General features: G+C 37.9%; 3 pseudogenes. 2 read left to right on the top strand and 1 reads right to left on the bottom strand.

Features of this window, described 5'->3' with window-relative positions:
* Positions 1-747 (bottom strand): annotated as a pseudogene (locus tag ACFIJP_RS08525) (phage tail sheath family protein); the annotation flags it as partial.
* Here ACFIJP_RS08525 and ACFIJP_RS08520 point away from each other — a divergent pair.
* Positions 744-939 (top strand): annotated as a pseudogene (locus ACFIJP_RS08520) (transcriptional regulator); the annotation flags it as partial. The pseudogenes ACFIJP_RS08525 and ACFIJP_RS08520 overlap by 4 nt on opposite strands.
* A gap of 790 nt (positions 940-1,729) precedes the next feature.
* Positions 1,730-2,999: pseudogene (locus ACFIJP_RS08515) on the top strand (autotransporter outer membrane beta-barrel domain-containing protein); the annotation flags it as partial.

Here is a 2,999-nt window from a genome sequence, read left to right as displayed (position 1 = left end):
ACTCCTTGCTGCTTTGCGATAAGTTTCAAGCGTATCGCCAAATTGATAAGTCATTTTCTTTTGGATATCTTGCGCCAGCCGATCAAAATAAGCGCTATTGCGCCGGCTGCCGAAACTTAAATCTTCTAAAGGTAGTACTTCTTCCGCATCAAATTCGATCCGCAATTTTCCCAATTGTAAAGTGCTGTTGGAATTTAAATCGCGGTCAAACCAAACCCGCCCACCCAAAAGCGCTCCACGCGCAATCAGATCATCAAGAAACTGCGTGAGGCTGCGGGTAATGGCAATAACATGTTGACCAGTAAGGTTTTCATCATTCGCCCAAGGGCGGAAATTGTTGATGATCGTTTTTTCCAATGCTGCACGGGTGCGCACCACATTGACAAAACGCCAGAGTGGATCACTAGAGGTGGTGTGGTTACCCCATAAAATGCGTCCATTGGCAGCTATTTGTCCCCCAGAATTACCTAAATGCGCATTTTGGCTAAGTCGTGCTGGAATAAAGGTAGCAATATCGGCTTGGTTGAGGCGATTTGCCTCATGATCGATTTCGCCATCAAAATAGCTAATCGGGCGTGCCATGCCTAAAATGCCTTTAACATCTTGGTTGGAAGGAGACCAAAAAACACCACCCCTTTGCTTATCACGTTTGATAAACATGGCGGCAGCAAAAGGACTTGCGGGTTTAACACTAACACCCCCATCACTATTTGCCACCCGTACAAAGGAGTCAATCAAATAACAAAAATGCAACAATCAAACTTCCCCCTGAAGATACAGCGGAACTCGTAGCAGAGCTTGATAAAAAGTTACAAGAGCTTGTTCAAGACATCAAAGACAGGGAAGAAATAGAGCTTACCTTGCCTCTTTTTAAAATTGCATTTAAAACGTCAAATAGAGGTTGAAAAAGCACTCAAGAACTACACAAATCCAACCTAACCATCATTATACAATAGAAAATGAAGGTGCATTTCTCCTTACATTAAGATTTTTAATAACACTTTGTTTTTAACATATTATATTTTTTTTTGCTTTTTGGGCTGATTTTGGAGCGAAGTTCACAATTTATAGATTTTTTTCAAAGGGGCTTAAAAGGCGGTTTTCTAGGCTTTCACAGAGTTTTTTTTAAATCTTCAAAGCCTTTTCCTATTTTTCCATTGAATCACAGTTTTTTCTCATTTTCACTATTTTTTAGATGTCAAAATCCATTTTGATAAAACGCCCATTTAATGGTGAAAATTAGTCATAAAAAAATCATAAACTCCCACCTATTCCCACTTAAAAAAAACTCCTGTCAAACGACAAACTTTCTTTTTTGTATATCCACAGCAGCATAGATACTGCTATTCTTTATTGCTCATTTCCTCTCTTCTTGTTTCTTTTTTCTAATATTTTCTCCATTCTTTTCTTTCTTGTTATAACTCAATAAAGTTTATCTCTAAACAATGCACAATAATAACACTATGACCTACAATCAAAAAATATAAATGATTTATAACATTATAAAATAATTTTTATTTATAATTTAGTTTTATATTTATTTCATAATGAATAATATAATAATATAATAATATAACGTTATGTATTTTTTATAAAAAAACATTTTTATACTTTACATAAAAATAAAAACAATCTATTGATCTCCAAAGTAGAAAACCATTCATTTTGATATCCTTCTTGTAAGCGGGGGAAGAATGCGTGGGGCTTATAAGTTAAGGAAAATATCTAAATGTTTAAAAAATCTCTTTTATCCGGCACAGCTGCCGTAGCTGTCATGCTGTTTAGCACCCATTTCAGCGCATATGCGACAGTCCTAAGTGCTACAAGTAATGAAGACGTAAAAGACGTCTCCAGCGACGCCTCCGAAAAAAACTATGATGCGATTAAAGCAACAAATGCTGGAAAAATCATTGGCAAGGATTTAAAAATAACCGGTACTGAATCTGAAAAAACTGGTGTAACATCTACAGATCTTGGTAGCGAAATTACGTTAAAAGGCACAACAACCATTGAAAAAGCTGTGGATGGGATCCTAGCAAAAACAGGTGGTAAAATCACCAGCGAAGATTTAAAAATAAAAGGAGACGATACAGGAACTGGTGTAACAACCACAGATCCTGATAGTACAATTGAATTAACAGGCAAAACAACCATTGAAAATATGGTAACTGGGCTTTATACAGCATTTGGTAGCAAAATCGTTAGTGAAAATTTGACAATAACCGGCTCTGAAACTGAAAAAAAGAGTACTGGCGCAAAAGCCGATGGCGCTAACAGCGTCATTACATTAAAAGGCACAACAACCATTGAAAAAGTTGCAAACGGCCTTGATATACAAAATACAGCTACAGCCAGTATGACCGGTGGTTCCATCACAGCATCTCAAATAGGTGCTCTTTTCAACGCTAGCGGAAGTGATGAAAATAAAAACACGCTGGACAATGTAAAAATATCGAGCAGCAAAGATGACGCCTTGATAGATAAAGGAATAAGTGCCGAAAAAAGCACTGTGTCTTTAAGCAATGTAACCGTCACTAAAGCGACAACAGGCATATTTGCAAATGATCACTCCACAATAACAGTCTCTGGAGGATCATTCGATGGAAAAACTGATGGGGTATATGCGAAAGAAGGCAGCACCATTACTTTAGACGAAAAAGCCGCAGTTACATCATCTGATGGTTATGGACTTCATGCAGAAGGTCCAAAAGCCCAAATCACGAAGACAAAAGGTGCTGTAAGTGGAAAACAAGCTGCATTATTTGCAGAAAAAGGTGGACAGATTGATGCCACAGATGTTGCTTTAACAACCACAGATGACAACGGAACTGGCGCAAAAGCCGATGGCGCTGACAGCGTCATTACATTAAAAGGCACAACAACCATTGAAAAAGTTGCAAACGGCCTTGATATACAAAATGAAGCTACAGCCAGTATGACCGGTGGTTCCATCACAGCATCTCAAATAGGTGCTCTTTTCAACGCTAGCGGAAGTGATG

Source organism: Bartonella sp. MU37NMGALS, from assembly GCF_042194015.1.
Lineage (GTDB): Bacteria > Pseudomonadota > Alphaproteobacteria > Rhizobiales > Rhizobiaceae > Bartonella > Bartonella grahamii.
This window is presented reverse-complemented; position numbering and strand designations above follow the sequence as displayed.